General features: G+C 72.8%; 12 protein-coding genes and 1 pseudogene. 6 read left to right on the forward strand and 7 right to left on the reverse strand.

Features of this window, described 5'->3' with window-relative positions; translation table 11 throughout:
- Positions 1-54: 54 nt before the first annotated feature.
- Positions 55-906, forward strand: coding sequence for an HTH-type transcriptional activator IlvY (gene ilvY / locus OG866_RS05690; RefSeq protein ID WP_329332326.1), 852 nt, complete (start codon positions 55-57; stop codon positions 904-906).
- 3 nt (positions 907-909) lie between these two features.
- Here the strand turns inward: ilvY and OG866_RS05695 are convergent, their stop codons facing one another.
- Both OG866_RS05695 and OG866_RS05700 read right to left on the reverse strand, forming a co-directional pair.
- Positions 910-1,359 carry an RpiB/LacA/LacB family sugar-phosphate isomerase gene (locus OG866_RS05695; protein WP_329332327.1) on the reverse strand — a complete coding sequence of 150 codons (450 nt, stop codon included), beginning with the start codon at positions 1,357-1,359 and terminating at the stop codon, positions 910-912.
- A gap of 49 nt (positions 1,360-1,408) precedes the next feature.
- Positions 1,409-2,116 carry an SDR family oxidoreductase gene (locus tag OG866_RS05700; protein WP_329332328.1) on the reverse strand — a complete coding sequence of 236 codons (708 nt, stop codon included), beginning with the start codon at positions 2,114-2,116 and terminating at the stop codon, positions 1,409-1,411.
- Positions 2,117-2,217: 101 nt separating this feature from the next.
- Here OG866_RS05700 and OG866_RS05705 point away from each other — a divergent pair, with 101 nt between their 5' ends.
- Entirely contained in the window at positions 2,218-3,057 is an 840-nt protein-coding gene (locus OG866_RS05705; protein WP_329332329.1) for a helix-turn-helix transcriptional regulator, read from the forward strand.
- Positions 3,058-3,178: 121 nt separating this feature from the next.
- Here OG866_RS05705 and OG866_RS05710 read toward each other — a convergent pair whose 3' ends face one another.
- The gene (locus tag OG866_RS05710; protein WP_329332330.1) at positions 3,179-4,429 is read right to left on the reverse strand and encodes an ROK family protein; all 1,251 of its coding nucleotides are present in this window, start codon (positions 4,427-4,429) and stop codon (positions 3,179-3,181) included.
- Positions 4,430-4,465: 36 nt separating this feature from the next.
- A pseudogene (locus tag OG866_RS05715) lies at positions 4,466-5,165 on the reverse strand (alpha-ketoglutarate-dependent dioxygenase AlkB family protein).
- A gap of 67 nt (positions 5,166-5,232) precedes the next feature.
- Between OG866_RS05715 and OG866_RS05720 the strand changes: the two are divergent.
- Entirely contained in the window at positions 5,233-6,360 is a 1,128-nt protein-coding gene (locus tag OG866_RS05720) for a methyltransferase (protein WP_329332331.1), read from the forward strand.
- Between the two features lie 16 nt (positions 6,361-6,376).
- On the opposite strand, the gene OG866_RS05725 is transcribed toward OG866_RS05720, so the two are convergent.
- Both OG866_RS05725 and OG866_RS05730 read right to left on the reverse strand, forming a co-directional pair.
- A complete protein-coding gene (locus OG866_RS05725) occupies positions 6,377-7,228 on the reverse strand; it encodes a class II fructose-bisphosphate aldolase (protein WP_329332332.1) in 852 nt (283 codons plus the stop codon).
- A gap of 8 nt (positions 7,229-7,236) precedes the next feature.
- The gene (locus OG866_RS05730; protein WP_329343929.1) at positions 7,237-8,121 is read right to left on the reverse strand and encodes an SIS domain-containing protein; all 885 of its coding nucleotides are present in this window, start codon (positions 8,119-8,121) and stop codon (positions 7,237-7,239) included.
- 136 nt (positions 8,122-8,257) lie between these two features.
- Here OG866_RS05730 and OG866_RS05735 point away from each other — a divergent pair, with 136 nt between their 5' ends.
- On the forward strand, positions 8,258-9,037 hold the full coding sequence (locus OG866_RS05735) for a DeoR/GlpR family DNA-binding transcription regulator (RefSeq protein WP_329332333.1): 780 nt from the start codon (positions 8,258-8,260) through the stop codon (positions 9,035-9,037).
- A 57-nt stretch (positions 9,038-9,094) separates the two neighbouring features.
- The gene (locus OG866_RS05740) at positions 9,095-10,912 is read left to right on the forward strand and encodes a glycoside hydrolase family 15 protein (protein ID WP_329332334.1); all 1,818 of its coding nucleotides are present in this window, start codon (positions 9,095-9,097) and stop codon (positions 10,910-10,912) included.
- Here the strand turns inward: OG866_RS05740 and OG866_RS05745 are convergent.
- Positions 10,887-11,105, reverse strand: a complete 219-nt coding sequence (locus OG866_RS05745; RefSeq protein ID WP_329332335.1) for an MbtH family protein — start codon at positions 11,103-11,105, stop codon at positions 10,887-10,889. The two genes, OG866_RS05740 and OG866_RS05745, sit on opposite strands and share 26 nt — an antisense overlap.
- A 93-nt stretch (positions 11,106-11,198) precedes the next feature.
- On the opposite strand from OG866_RS05745, the gene OG866_RS05750 reads away from it, so the two are divergent.
- Positions 11,199-12,287: an alpha/beta hydrolase-fold protein gene (locus OG866_RS05750; protein WP_329332336.1), complete on the forward strand. Its 1,089-nt coding sequence runs from the start codon at positions 11,199-11,201 to the stop codon at positions 12,285-12,287.
- Positions 12,288-12,289: the final 2 nt, after the last annotated feature.

The following is a 12,289-nucleotide window of genomic DNA, read 5'->3' on the forward strand; positions in this document are numbered from 1 at the left end:
AAGCGCAACATGTGCAGCGCACTGTTGCAGCAGATGAAAGGTGCAGGTGGGCGGGTGCGGGACGATCATCGGGAGCTGCGTCTGTTTCTGCATCTGGCGCAGTCGCTGAACTTCGGGCGGACGAGTCTCGACTGCCATGTGAGCCCGGCGACGCTGACGCGGACCGTGCAGCGGCTGGAGGCGGACCTGGGGCACCGGCTGTTCGACCGGGGGCCGCGCGGGGTGTCACTGACGGCCGAGGGGCATCGGTTCCGTGAATACGCCGTCGAGGCACTGGAGTTGTGGCGGTCCTACCGTGAGGCGCATCCCGATCCGGCCGAACTGACCGGCCGGCTGGCCGTGTTCGCCACGGTGACCGCCTGCCAGGCCCTGCTGCCCGACCTGTTGGCCCCGTTCCGCGCCGCGCACCCCCAGGTCCGCCTCGACCTGCGGACCGGCGACGCGGCGGCGGCCCTGGCCCGGCTGGACGAGGGCGAGGTCGATGTGGCGGTGGCGGGCATCCCGGCGCGGCTGCCGGAGCCGTTGGTGGGGCGGACCGTCGCGGTGACCGGGCTGGTCCCGGTCACGGCCCGGGACCGCCCCGACCCCGACCTCGAAGGCCCCTTCGTCCTCCCCCACCGCGGGCTCGTCCGTGACGCCGCCGACCGTTGGTTCCGCGCCCGTGGCACGACGCCCGAGGTGGCCTGTGAACCGGACGGCCACGAAGGGCTGTTGACGCTGGTCGCCCTCGGCTGCGGTACGGGGGTGGTGCCGCGGCTGGTGCTGGAGCACAGCGCGGTGCGCGAGCGGCTGGCGGTGGTCCCGGCCGATCCGCCGCCCGAGCCGTTCCCGATCGGCTTGTGCGTACGCCGGGCCGACCTGCGCAGACCGCTGGTGGCGGCCCTGTGGAGCCTCACGGCTCCCTGAGGTTCACCGGCCCTCGACGTCCAGGCGCCCGACGCGCTCCACGTTCGCCCGGTCCTCGGCGTCCTCGCTCGCCTCCGCGGCGAACCAGGCGTCGAGAATCTCCTTCATCAGGGGCTCGGAGGTGAGGCGCAGGCCGAGGGCGAGGACGTTCGCGTCGTTCCAGCGGCGGGCGCCGTCCGCGGTGTAGGCGTCGGTGCACAGGGCGGCCCGGATACCGGGGACCTTGTTCGCGGCGATCGACGCTCCTGTGCCGGTCCAGCAGCACACGACCGCCTGGTCCGCCGTCCCGGCGGCGACGTCCCGGGCCGCCGCCTCCGAGCAGGCGGCCCACTGGGGGTCGGCGCCGGGTTCGAGGGCCCCGTGGGTGGTCACCTCGTGGCCGCGTTCGCGCAGGTCGGCGACAAGGGCGCGGGCGACGGGTTCGTCCATGTCGGAGGAGACTGAGATCCGCATGCCGGTGACCCTACGCGCCGGTCCGTGGACACGGCCCCCTGGATGCCGGCTACCAGGGGATGGGGCCGTGGACGTCGAAGTAGCCGCCGGTCGGCCCGTCCGGCCCGGTCCGCGCCATGCGCACGATGATCTCGGCGCCCTGTTCGACGGTCTGGGTTCCGGTGCCGCCGTTGAGGTCGGTGCCGGTGAAGCCGGGCTCGACTGCGTTGACGCGGATCGCGGGGAACGCCTTCGCGTACTGCACGGTGATCATGTTGACCGCGGTCTTGGACGACGGGTAGGCGACGGCCGGGTAGAAGTGCGCCGGGGAGTCCGGGTCGGACAGCCGGGTCAGGGAGCCCAGACCGCTGCTGACGTTCACCACGACGGGCGCGGCGGACTTCTGGAGCAGCGGCAGGAAGGCGTGCAGGACGCGGACGACACCGAAGACGTTCGTCTCGAACACCGTCCGCATCTCGTCGGCGGTGGTGTCGGCGGCGCCGGGGATGCCGTTGTCCTCGCCCCGCACCTCGATGCCCGCGTTGTTGATCAGGACGTCGAGGCCGCCCTCGGCCTCGACGGTCTTGGCGGCCGCGGCGACGGACGCGTCGTCGGTGACGTCGACGAGGACGAACCGGGCGCCCAGCTGCTCGGCGGCACGGCGTCCGCGCTCCTCGTCGCGGGCGCCGACGTAGACGGTGTGACCTGCTTCGACGAGTCGGCGGGCGGTCTCGAAGCCCAGTCCCTTGTTCGCTCCGGTGATCAGTGTGGTGGTCATGGCTCCACGGTCCCGCCGGGCCGGGCGGACAGCCAGACGACTCTTCTTCCTGGGACTACCAGTACCAGGCACCCGCCCGGCCGACGCGGTTGACTGGAGGCATGACGACGACGGATCTGGGGCAGGCGCTGCGCCGCTGGCGGGACCGGGTCGCGCCGGAGACCGCGGGGCTGCCCGTCGGGGGTCAGCGGCGCGCGGCGGGACTGCGGCGCGAGGAACTGGCGCTGCTGGCGGGGATCTCGGTCGACTACGTGACCCGGCTCGAACAGGGCAGGGCGGCCCGTCCGTCGGGGCAGGTCGTGGAGGCGTTGGCGCGGGCGCTCCGGCTGTCGGGGGACGAGCGGGCGTATCTGTTCCGGCTGGCGGGGCTGGTGCCGCCGGGGCCGGAGACGGTGCCCGCGTATCTCACGCCGAGCGTGCAGCGGCTGCTGGACCGGCTGGTGGACACGCCGGTCGGGGTGTCCGACGCGGCGATGACGCTGCTGGTCGCCAATCCGATGTACGCGGCGCTGATGGGTGATCCGTCGGGTTGGAGCGGCTTCGAGCGCAACGGGGTGTGGCGCAACTTCCTGGGTGCGCCGACCCGGGTGCGGCACACTCCCGAGGAGCGGCGCGCGTTCGAGGCCGGCATGGTGGCGGAGCTGCGGGCCACGGTCGGCCGTTATCCCGCCGACCGGCAACTGCGGCGGCTGGTCGCGGAGTTGCGGGCGGGCAGTGAGCGGTTCGCCGAGCTGTGGGACGCGGGGGTCGTGGGCCGGCTCCAGGCCTCCCGCAAGACGATCGAGCACCCCCAGGTGGGCCCGCTGACGCTGGACTGCGATCTGCTGCGGGTGGAGGGCAACGACCTGCACATCCTGGTGTATTCGGCGGAGCCGGGCACCGAGGCGGCGGAGAAGCTCGCGCTCGTCTCCGTCCTCGGTACGCAGTCACTCGTGGGTTAGGGCCCGTCCTTCCGGACCGTCCGGGGCCGCGGGCCTAGCCGACCGCCTCGGCTTGTCCTTCCGGACCGTCCGGGGCCTTCCGGACCGCCCGGAGCCTTCCGGACCGTCCGGGGCCGCGGGCCTAGCCGACCGCCTCGGCCAGTGCCCTCAGCGGGTCGTCCAGCACCGGCTGCCACGCCAACTCGGCCGCTCCGACCAGGCTGTTGTGGTCCAGCGTGCAGGCGAGGATCGGGACGCCGCCGCTCTGCCCCCACAGGCTGCGGTCGGCGACGACCGCGCGCAGCCGGTCGGGGGCGGCGGCGAGCAGGGTGCGGTGCAGGCCGCCGAGGATGATCCGGTCGGGGTTGAGGATGTTCACCAGTCCCGCGAGGCCCAGGCCGAGGCGGTCGACGAGGGTCTCGGCGGCGGTGCGGACGGCCGGGTCGTCGTAGTGGTCGCGGATCAGTTCGTTGGCCTGCTGGAGCAGCGACACCACCGGGCCGGGCTCGCGCCCCGCGGCCGTGAGGAGGGCCAGCGGGTCGGCCTCGACGTCGAGGCAGCCGCGGCTGCCGCAGTGGCAGGGGCGGCCCTCGGGGTTGACGGTGAGGTGGCCGACTTCGAGGGCCAGGCCCGAACTGCCCGTGTGCAGACGGCCGTCGAGGACGAGCGCGCCACCGACGCCCCGGTGTCCGGTGGCCACGCAGAGCAGGTCGCGGGCGCCGCGGCCCGCGCCGTGCCGGTGCTCGGCGAGTGCGGCGAGGTTGACGTCGTTGCCCGCGAACGCCGGCCCGGTGATGCCGGCCGCGCGCACGCACTCCGCGAAGATCCGCCGGACGGGCGCGCCCACGGGCCAGGCCAGGTGGAGCGGGTTGAGCGCGGTGCCGTCGGGTTCGGCGACCGCGGACGGCACGGCGAGACCGGCGCCGACGCAGCGCAGGCCGGTGGTGCGCAGCAGGTCGGCGCCGGCCTCGACGACCGAGCCGATGATCTTCGCCGGGTCGGCGTCGACGGTCTCGCGGGCGGGCGCGGTGGCGGCGATCCGGCCGCCGAGACCGACCAGTGCCGCCCGGAATCCGTCGGCGTGCACCTGGGCGGCGAGAACGACGGGGCCGTCCTCGGCGACCGCGAGCCGGTGCGAGGGCCGGCCCTGGGAACCCGCGGCGGCGCCGGGCCGGGCGTCGACCCTGATCAGCCCGAGCGCCTCCAGCTCGGCGGCGACCGCTCCGGCGGTGGCGCGCGTCACGCCGAGTTCGGCGGTGAGCACGGCCCGGGTCGGGGCGCGTCCGGTGTGCACGAGCTCCAGTGCGGGCCCGAGCGCACCGCGCCCCCGGTCCAACCGCGTCCTCGAGGTGGTCCCTTCCCCCGCCGGCCGGGGGTCCGCGTCGCCGCTCATGAGGGCGAGTCTCCCATGATCCGCGGCACGGCAGATCTACAGGCCGCTGACTCTGAGCGTGATGTTCAGCCGCCCGGTCAGCCCCAACTCCGGCGGCGCCGTGCCCGGGTACACCTTGGGCACCCCGTGGTACGCGAGCCGCGAGGGCCCGCCGAACACGAAGAGGTCACCGCTGCGCAGCTCCACGTCCGTGTAGGGCCGGGTCCGGGTCTCGGGGTTGCCGAAGCGGAAGAGACAGCTGTCACCGAGGCTGAAGGACACGACCGGCTCGTCCGACTTCTCGTCACTGTCGCGGTGCATGCCCATGCGGGCGTCGCCGTCGTAGAAATTGATCAGTGCGATGTCGTACGACGGGGGTGTCGCCCCCAGTGCCTCCCGCACCGCACGCGCGCCCAGCTCCCCCAGCCACGCGGGGAGCGGCTTCACCGGGGAACCGTCCCCGTCGACGACCGTGCGGGCGTAGCCGTACGGGTACCAGTGCCAGCCCAGACACACCTGCCGTGCGGTCATCGTGCCGCCCCCGGGTGTGCGCACCGTCCGCAGCCCGGCCGGCGGACGGGCCCAGTCCCGGCAGGCCCCCGGGTGTGCGCACCGTCCGCAGCCCGGCCGGCGGACGGGCCCAGTCCCGGCAGGCCTCCAGCAGCTCACGCTGCCGCCCGGCGTCGAGCCAGTCGGGTACGTGCACCGCGCCCGGCGCAACCTCCGTACGGGACCTGGGGAACAGCTCGCCATCCATGAGCCCATCTTCCCGGAGAAGCCCTGAGCTGCGGCTCCGCTAGCCTGGACGCACGATGAACGACCGTATGGCAACACCCTGGGGCGAGCTCGCGCTGGCCCGATTCCCCGAGGACCCGCGTGACCGGCTGCGTGCCTGGGACGCCGCGGACGACTATCTGCTGCGGCACCTCCAGGGGGTCGACCTGTCCGGCACGGTCGTGGTGCTGGGCGACCGGTGGGGTGCGCTGGTCACCGCGCTGGCGGCGCACGGGCCGACGCAGATCACGGATTCTTATCTGAGCCAGGAGGCGACCCGGGCCAATCTCGCCCGCAACGGTGTCGGGACCGGCACGGTGCGGCTGCTGACGACACAGGACCCGCCGCCGGGGCGGATCGACGTCCTGCTGGTCCGGGTGCCGAAGAGCCTGGCCCTGCTGGAGGACCAGTTGCTGCGCCTCGCGCCCGGGGTGCACGAGGGCACGGTCGTCGTCGGCGCCGGCATGGTGAAGGAGATCCACACCTCCACGCTCAGGCTCTTCGAGCGGATCATCGGACCGACCCGCACCTCGCTGGCCGAGAAGAAGGCGCGGCTGATCTTCAGCACCCCGGAGGCGCCCGGCAAGGACACCGCCACCCCTTGGCCGTACCGGTATGCGCTGCCCGAGGACATCGGGCCGGTCTCGGGGCGGACCGTCGTCAACCACGCGGGGGTCTTCTGCGCCGACCGCCTCGACATCGGCACCCGGTTCTTCCTCCAGCATCTGCCGGACACGCGCGGGGCGGCGCGCGTGGTCGACCTGGGCTGCGGCAACGGGGTCGTGGGGACGGCGGTGGCGCTGGCCGATCCCGGGGCCGAGGTGCTGTTCGTCGACGAGTCGTTCCAGGCGGTGGCCTCGGCCGAGGCGACGTACAAGGCGAACGGTGTGCCGGGGCACGCCGAGTTCCGGGTCGGGGACGGGCTGACCGGGGTGCCGGAGGGGAGTGTGGACCTCGTCCTCAACAACCCGCCGTTCCACTCCCATCAGGCGACGACCGACGCCACCGCGCACCGTATGTTCGCCGACGCCCGGCGCGCGTTGCGGCCGGGCGGGGAGCTGTGGGTGGTGGGGAACCGTCATCTGGGGTACCACGTGACGCTGCGGCGGCTGTTCGGCAACAGCCGGCTCGTCGCGAGCGACCCGAAGTTCGTGGTGCTCAAAGCCGTCAAGCGGTAGTCCCGGAGGGCCCAGGTCAGCGGGTGAGCACGCGGATGATCCGGGCCACCTCCCGCGCCATCGCTTCCCGTCCGACCCCCAGGTACTTGCGCGAGTCGACGGCCTCGGGGTGGGCGGTGAGGAACTCCCGTACGGCGCCGGTCAGGGCGAGGTTGAGGGCGGTGCCGACGTTGACCTTGGCGATGCCGCCGGTGACGGCCGCGGCGAGGTCGTCGTCGGGTACGCCGGACGAGCCGTGCAGGACGAGGGGCACGTCGAGGACTGCGGCCAGGCGGGTGATGAGGTCGTGGTCGAGGGTGGCGGTGCGGGTGGTCATGGCGTGGGAACTGCCGACGGCGACGGCCAGGGCGTCCACGCCGGAGTCCGCCACGAAGGCGCGGGCCTCGGCGGGGTCGGTGCGGGCGCCGGGGTCGTGGGCGTCCAGCGGCGGTTCGCCGTTCTTTCCGCCGATCTGCCCCAACTCGGCTTCGATCCACAGGCCTTGGGCGTGGGCCCAGTCGGCCGCGGCGCGGGTGGCGGCGAGGTTCTCGGCGTAGGGCAGCCGGGCGGCGTCGTACATCACGGAGCTGAACCCGGCGTCCGCGGCCTGTCGCAGCAGGGCGTCGCTCTGGACGTGGTCGAGGTGCAACGCGACGGGTACGGCGGCGCGTTCGGCGGCGGCGACGGTGGCACGGGCGAGGGGTTGCAGTCGTCCCAGCCGGAACTTGACGGCGTTCTCGCTGACTTGGAGGACGACGGGGGTGTCCGCCGACTCGGCGCCGGTGACGACCGCCTCGACGTGTTCGAGGGTGACGACGTTGAAGGCGGCGACGGCGGAGCCCGCGGCGGTGGCGGCGGCGACCAGTTCGCCGGTGGTGACGAGAGGCACGACCGCTCCTATGAATCGGCGAGGACGACCGAGCGGGTGAGGTGGCGCGGCTGGTCCGGGTCGAGGCCCCGGGCCGCCGCGACGGCCACGGCGAGGCGCTGGGCGCGGACGAGTTCGGCGAGCGGGTCGAGGCCGCCGTCGATCCAGCGTGCGCCGGTGCCGCGGACCTGTTCGGCCAGGCCCTCGGGGGCCGCGCCGAGCATCCAGGTCGCGGTGCCGTGCGTGCTGACGCTGATGGGGCCGTGCCGGTACTCCATCGCCGGGTAGGCCTCGGTCCAGGACAGTGCGGCCTCGCGCATCTTCAGCCCGGCCTCGTTGGCGAGGCCCACGGTCCAGCCGCGGCCGAGGAAGGTGAACTGCGTGCAGTCCACGAGGCCTTCGGGCAGCGGTTCGGCGAGCGCGGTGCGGGCGTCGGTGACGACGGCCTTCGTGTGCAGTCCGAGGTGGGCGCGGAGCAGGGTCAGGGCGGTGGTCGCGAACCGGGTCTGCACGACGGAGCGTTCGTCCGCGTAGTCGAGGACGACGACGTCGTCGGCGACCTCCATGACGGGCGTGCGCGGGTCGGCGGTGATCGCCGTGGTGGGTATGCGCCCCTTCAACTGAGCGAGCAGGTCCAGGACTTCGGTGGTGGTGCCGGACCGGGTCAGGGCGACGACACGGTCGTACGAGCGTTGCCGCGGGAACTCCGACGCGGCGAAGGCGTCCGTCTCGCCCTGGCCCGCTCCTTCGCGCAGCGCGGCCACGGACTGCGCCATGAAGTACGAGGTGCCGCACCCCACGAGCGCGATCCGCTCCCCCGCCACCGGCAGCGCCCCACGGTGCCCTTCCGCCTCGGCCGCCGCGCGGGTCCAGCACTCGGGCTGGCCGGTCAGCTCGCTCTCGACGTGCGTCATGCCGTGCGCCATGCGTCACCCCTCCCCATCGGTGATTGTTCGTGCAAGATATAGCGAGGTTTCGAGCAGAATCAAGCATTCGAGCGGGCATGGGGTGCGCTAGGGTCGCCGGGTGATCGAGGATGGGAGGGTGCGGATGTCCCGCGACGCCCGCTGGAAGTCGCTGCTGGAGCTGCTCGTCGAGCGCGGCCGGCTGGACGTCGAGGAGGCCGCCGCCGAGCTGGAGGTCTCGGCGGCGACGATCCGGCGCGACTTCGACCAGCTGGCCGAGCAGCAGATGCTCGTGCGCACGCGGGGCGGGGCGGTTGTGCACGGGGTGTCGTACGAGCTGCCGCTGCGCTACAAGACGGCCCGGCACGCCTCCGAGAAGCAGCGCATCGCCAAGGCGGTCGCGGATCTGCTCGCGCCCGGCGAGGCGGTGGGGCTGACCGGCGGCACGACCACCACGGAGGTGGCACGCGCCCTGGCCGTACGCAGCGACCTCGCGTCCGGCTCGCCCGCCCTGACGGTCGTCACCAACGCGCTCAACATCGCCAACGAGCTGGCCGTCCGCCCCCAGTTCAAGATCGTGGTGACCGGTGGGGTCGCGCGGGCGCAGTCGTACGAGCTCATCGGGCCGCTCGCGGACGGGGTGCTGAGCCAGATCACCCTCGATGTGGCGGTGCTCGGTGTGGTCGCCTTCGACGTCACGCACGGTGCCGCCGCGGCCGACGAGGCGGAGGCGGCGATCAACCGGCTGCTGTGCGAGCGGGCCGAGCGGGTGGTCGTGGCGGCCGACTCCAGCAAGCTGGGGCAGCGCGCGTTCGCCCGGATCTGCGCGGCGGAGGCGGTGGACACGCTGGTCACCGACACGGCCGTGGGCGCGGACATGGTGCGGCGCTTCGAGGAGGCGGGGGTCCGGGTGGTCGCCGTCTGACCCCGTTCCCGCACCCGGCCGCCCGGATCGACCTAGGCTGGGGGCAGGGAGGCTGCGATGAGCGGAACACCGACGTCTGCGTCGTATCTGCCGATCGCCGAGCACGGGCTGATCGGGGATCTGCGCAGCGTGGCCCTGGTGGGCACGGACGGCACCATCGACTGGTACTGCTGCCCGTCCTTCGACGCGCCCAGCGTCTTCGCGGCGATCCTGGACGCGGAGCGGGGCGGGTCCTTCGAGCTCGCGGCGTCGGTGCCGGCCCGGACCAAGCAGTTCTACTTCCCCGACACCAACGTCCTGATCACGCGGTTCTACACCGAGGACGGCGTCGGCGAGGTCCAGGACTTCATGCCCGTCGACGGTGCGGCGGCCGAGATCGAGCGGCACCGGCTGATCCGGCGAGTGGTGTGCGTACGGGGTTCGATCCCGTTCCGGACCCGGGTCGCCCCGCGCTTCGACTACGGCCGCCAGTCGCACCGGCTGCGCATGGTCGGCGATGTCGCGCTCTTCGAGTCCGAGAAGCTGTCGCTGGGCCTGACCGCGACCGTGCCGCTGGAGACGGACGGCCTGGACGCGCGCGCCGACTTCAAGCTCGCCGAGGGCGAGTCGGCGGTGTTCGCGCTGGACCAGGTCGGCGGTGAGGTGTCGCCGCGCCGGTGTGCGCGGACCGAGGCGGAGGAGCAGTTCGCGACGACGGTGGCGTACTGGCGGCGCTGGCTGTCCCAGTCCAAGTACCGGGGCCGCTGGCGGGAGATGGTGCACCGCTCGGCGCTCACCCTCAAGCTGCTCACCTACGCGCCCACCGGCGCCATCGTCGCCGCGCCGACCACGAGCCTGCCCGAGCAGCTCGGCGGCGAACGCAACTGGGACTACCGGTACGTGTGGGTGCGCGACGCCGCCTTCTGTGTCTACGCGCTGCTGCGGCTCGGCTTCACCGAAGAGGCCGAGGCGTTCATGAACTTCGTGACCAAACACATCAGTCCGGGCGACGGCAAACCGTCCGGCCCGCTCCAGATCATGTACGGCATCGACGGCCGCACCGACCTCCCCGAGTCCGAACTCCCGCATCTGGAGGGGCATCAGGGCTCCGCGCCGGTCCGGGTCGGCAACGCGGCCTCCGATCAGCTCCAACTCGACATCTACGGCGCCCTGATCGACTCGATCTATCTCTACGACAAGTGGGCCAAGCCCGTCTCCAGCGCCCAGTGGGACGATGTGTGCGCCCTGGTGGAGTGGGTGTGCGCGCACTGGGACCAGCCCGACGAGGGCATCTGGGAGACCCGCGGCGGCCGGAAGAACTTCCTGTACTCACGTCTGATGTGCTGGGTGGCGATCGAGCGGGCGATCCGCATGGCCAACCGGCGTGGCCTGCCCGCCGATCTGCCCCGCTGGCGGGAGTGCCGGGACACCATCTACCGGCGGATCATGAGCCGGGGCTGGTCGCAGACACGCCAGGCGTTCGTGCAGCACGAGGACGGCGACGTCCTGGACGCGGCCGTGCTGATGATGCCGCTGTCGAAGTTCATCGCGCCGACCGACCCCAAGTGGCTGTCCACCCTGGACGCGTTGACGCAGGAGCTGGTCTCGGACTCGCTGGTCTACCGCTACGACCCGCTGGCCAGCCCGGACGGACTGCGCGGCGACGAGGGCACCTTCTCGATCTGCTCGTTCTGGTACGTCGAGGCCATGGTGCACGCCGGACGGGTCGACGAGGCGCGGCTCGCCTTCGAGAAGATGCTGACGTACGCCAACCATCTCGGCCTGTACGCCGAGGAGATCAGCCACACGGGTGAGCAACAGGGCAACTTCCCGCAGGCGTTCACGCATCTCGCGCTGATCAGCGCGGCGTTCAACCTGGACCGGGCGCTGGGCTGAACAGGGACCTGGGACGCAGGTCCGTCCAGTTGGTCTCGACGTAGGCCAGACAGGCGTCCCGGGTGTTCTCCTCGAAGGCGACCGTCCAGCCGCCCGGGACTCCGGCGAAGGCGGGCCACAGCGAGTGCTGGCCCTCGTCGTTCACCAGGACCAGGAAGCGGCCTTCGGCGTCGTCGAAGGGGTTGGTGCTCATGTCGAGTACCTCCTGGAGGCATCATTCTTAGGTTAGGCTCGCCTAATTGGATCGAGCCTAGCTTTTCGCCTTCGCTCCCACAAGGAGATGCCCATGGCCCAAAGCGCCCTCGGCTTCGGCGAGTTCGGGTTGTCGGCCGAGCCCGGCTCCGACGCGTTCTGGGCGACGGCGGGCGGGCCGCTCTCGGTTCGTGCCGACGACGGTGGCTGGATGACCCTGTTCCTGTGGCGCGGGACCGAGGCGCGCATCGGCTTCGAGAGCTGGTCCGACGAGGTGCCGCTGCGCCGCTGGGGCGCCACGGACTGCTGGTACGCCCAGGTGCGGATGCCCCAACGGCTGCGGGTCACCTATCAGTTCCTCGCCGACGGCCAGGCGTACGCCGATCCGTTCAACCCGGCCGGCGCGGGCGGCGACCGGTCCATCGCCGCCACGCCGGACGCCCCGCCACAGCCGCACTGGCCCCTGGTCGGCGCCGACGACGTACTGCCGCTCCCCCGTACCCGGCTCCGCTGGGCCTCCGAGCGGCTCGGTGGGCGTCGTACCGTACGCGTTCATCCGGTGGGCGGCGGTGGGCCGTTGGTGCTGCTCCTGGACGGGGACGACTGGCTGTATCTGCATCCGGCCATGACCGCCTTCGACGCGGCGGTCGCCGCCGGTGACGTACCGCCCGTCACCCTCGTCTTCCTTCCGGCCAAGGACCGGCGGACCGAGTACGCGGGCCGGCCCGAGGTGTGGCGGGCGGTGCGCGACGAACTGCTGCCGCTCGTCGCGGAGTCGGGCGTGCCGGGCGACCCGGACCGGCTGGTGGTCGCCGGACAGAGCCTCGGCGGGCTGAGCGCGCTGTACGCGGCGCTGGAGTTCCCCGAGCTGGTGTCGCGTGTCGCCTGTCAGTCGGGGTCGTTCTGGTGGACGCCGGGGGCGATGGAGTCGGCGGATCCGTTCGGCGGTCCGGTGGGTGGCGCCCTCGCCGAGCGTCTGCGGGAGCTGCCCGATCTGTCCGGGCTGCGGGTCGCCTTCGACGTGGGGGAGCACGAGACGCCGATGCTGCCCCACTGCGGGCGGGTCGAGGCGCTGGCGGAGCGGTGCGGTGCCGCCGTACGGGTGTCCCGGTCGGCATCGGAGCACGACCGGGCGGGGTGGCGGCACGCGCTGCTCAGGGATGTGGCCTGGGTGCTGCGCTGAGA

Origin of the sequence: Streptomyces sp. NBC_00663 (assembly GCF_036226885.1) — a bacterium.
GTDB lineage: Bacteria > Actinomycetota > Actinomycetes > Streptomycetales > Streptomycetaceae > Streptomyces.

What these genes read in the sequence shown, in the direction of transcription:
- OG866_RS05695 (WP_329332327.1), bottom strand. Translation starts at nt 1,359, where the DNA reads ATGCGGATCTCAGTCTCCTCCGACATGGACGAACCCGTCGCCCGCGCC.
- OG866_RS05730 (WP_329343929.1), bottom strand. Translation starts at nt 8,121, where the DNA reads ATGACGCACGTCGAGAGCGAGCTGACCGGCCAGCCCGAGTGCTGGACC.
- OG866_RS05745 (WP_329332335.1), bottom strand. Translation starts at nt 11,105, where the DNA reads ATGAGCACCAACCCCTTCGACGACGCCGAAGGCCGCTTCCTGGTCCTG.
- OG866_RS05705 (WP_329332329.1), top strand. Translation starts at nt 2,218, where the DNA reads ATGACGACGACGGATCTGGGGCAGGCGCTGCGCCGCTGGCGGGACCGG.
- OG866_RS05710 (WP_329332330.1), bottom strand. Translation starts at nt 4,429, where the DNA reads ATGAGCGGCGACGCGGACCCCCGGCCGGCGGGGGAAGGGACCACCTCG.
- OG866_RS05720 (WP_329332331.1), top strand. Translation starts at nt 5,233, where the DNA reads ATGGCAACACCCTGGGGCGAGCTCGCGCTGGCCCGATTCCCCGAGGAC.
- OG866_RS05740 (WP_329332334.1), top strand. Translation starts at nt 9,095, where the DNA reads ATGAGCGGAACACCGACGTCTGCGTCGTATCTGCCGATCGCCGAGCAC.
- OG866_RS05750 (WP_329332336.1), top strand. Translation starts at nt 11,199, where the DNA reads ATGGCCCAAAGCGCCCTCGGCTTCGGCGAGTTCGGGTTGTCGGCCGAG.
- OG866_RS05700 (WP_329332328.1), bottom strand. Translation starts at nt 2,116, where the DNA reads ATGACCACCACACTGATCACCGGAGCGAACAAGGGACTGGGCTTCGAG.
- OG866_RS05735 (WP_329332333.1), top strand. Translation starts at nt 8,258, where the DNA reads ATGTCCCGCGACGCCCGCTGGAAGTCGCTGCTGGAGCTGCTCGTCGAG.